Source organism: Paracoccus laeviglucosivorans (genome assembly GCF_900182695.1).
GTDB classification, from domain to species: Bacteria; Pseudomonadota; Alphaproteobacteria; order Rhodobacterales; family Rhodobacteraceae; genus Paracoccus; species Paracoccus laeviglucosivorans.
Window position 1 is genome coordinate 1 of the sequence record NZ_FXTK01000068.1, and the last position, 1,622, is coordinate 1,622.

Consider the following 1,622-nt stretch of genomic DNA (forward strand, 5'->3'; position numbering starts at 1 on the left):
AGGTCATCGTCGCCATCAACAAGGACGAGGAAGCCCCCATCTTCCAGATCGCCGATTACGGCCTGGTCGGTGACCTCTTCACAACCGTCCCGGAATTGACCGGGAAGGTGTGAAGGCAACTTTAAAAGGGCGGCCCAGAAGGCCGCCCAAATTAATACATAGATCTGCGGAGTGAACGCACACACGTCAGCTTGCTGACATTGCACGATCGTAGGTTGAAAGGGGAAACGCGGTCCCGTGTGCGGCCATGATCAACTGCGTCAACCCGTCCACCGCCTGCTTGTTATCCGCCGCGAACATACCAAGATGACGCATTAGCTTTTCGATGGCCGCAAGCTTGTCGTGCAGCTTGACCGTCAACGTTCCCTTATCCGATATAGCGACCGATGCCACGGCTGGTCACGGCAGGCACAGCTTCTAGCAAAAGCGGCAAGGCTCAATGAAAAATCCCGGCTCGGAAACAGCGTCTTGGCCTGTTCGCGGGGATGGCGTGCAGTGCCGTGGATACTGCCGCCGGCGGGACGGCGGGTCTCATCGGCGCGCCCGTCAGTGGTCGCGATGATCATCGGGCGGCCGAGGGTGCCCAGAAGATGCGACAGATCTTCAACCTGCTCCGCCACCAGATGCACCACAGCACCGTCACGCTCGATCCGGCCTGTGACCCCGACCAGCCGCCCGGCGATCACCGCCTTGCGGTAGATCTCGTAGATCCGGTTCCAGACCACGACATAGGCGACGCCGGTCTCACCTTCCAGCGTGAGAAAAATGACCCCCGAGGCGGTGCCGGACCTTTGGCAGGTGATAACTAGCCCGGCGACGGTAATGCGTCCGGTCGCATGCCGCAGATGATCGTTCGGCCGGCTCTCGGCCAGCTTGGGCCGCAGCAGCTCCATCGGATGCCCGCGCAGCGATAGGCGCAGCGAGACATAGTCCTCAATGACCTGCTCGCTCATCGTCATCTTCTGCAGCGCCACCGCGGGCTCAACGATGCCCTCGCCATCGGCACCGAACAGCGGCAGCGGTTTCGGGGCGTCCAGAGCCTTGGCCGCCCAAAGCGCATCGCGCCGGGTCAATCCGATTGCAGCGAAAGCATCGGCCTCGGCCAGCCGCGCCAACACATCCGGCCGCAGACCGGCACGGCGCCAAAAGCTTTCGACATCCGGATAGCCGTTGCCGCGCGCGGCCACGATCCAGGCCGCATCCTCTTCTCGCAGGCCCTTGATCTGCCGAAACCGCAAACGTAATCACAGCGCGCCCGCGGATCGTAGTTCTTCAACCTCGGTTGCGGACTGCATCAACCTCTTCAAGCGCCTTTTAACATCTGTGGTTCATCCTACAGATCAAGGCCGCCCATCTCTGCAAAGTTCTGTACGTCCTGCTGCCCGTATGAGATGAGTGCGCAGAGAAACAGTGACTGCGTGCCCCGTTCTCACGTACATAAAGCCGTGATATCTGTGATAGGTCTCACAGCGGAGACTTTGGGAAGACCGAACGAAAGTCTGCGTGCGCAAGATAGTTGCGCAAGATAGTTGCGATCAGGGGCGCTCAAGGCACATGGCCACGCCCATGCCGCCGCCGATGCACAGGGTCGCCAGACCCTTTTTCGCATCGCGGCGCTGCAT

At 60.9% G+C, this 1,622-nt stretch carries 2 protein-coding genes and 2 pseudogenes; 1 reads left to right on the forward strand and 3 read right to left on the reverse strand.

Annotated elements, in window-relative coordinates; genetic code table 11:
* Positions 1 to 113: pseudogene (locus FN835_RS21005) on the forward strand (electron transfer flavoprotein subunit alpha/FixB family protein); the annotation flags it as partial.
* A 73-nt stretch (positions 114 to 186) separates the two neighbouring features.
* Here FN835_RS21005 and FN835_RS21425 read toward each other — a convergent pair.
* The 3 genes and pseudogenes from FN835_RS21425 to FN835_RS21835 form a co-directional block, all read right to left on the reverse strand.
* Positions 187 to 360: a hypothetical protein gene (locus FN835_RS21425; protein ID WP_185958800.1), complete on the reverse strand. Its 174-nt coding sequence runs from the start codon at positions 358 to 360 to the stop codon at positions 187 to 189.
* 83 nt (positions 361 to 443) lie between these two features.
* Positions 444 to 1,244, reverse strand: a pseudogene (locus tag FN835_RS21010) (OB-fold nucleic acid binding domain-containing protein); the annotation flags it as partial.
* A gap of 291 nt (positions 1,245 to 1,535) precedes the next feature.
* The coding region (locus FN835_RS21835) for a hypothetical protein (protein WP_142664913.1) at positions 1,536 to 1,622 on the reverse strand (87 nt) is incomplete at its 5' end.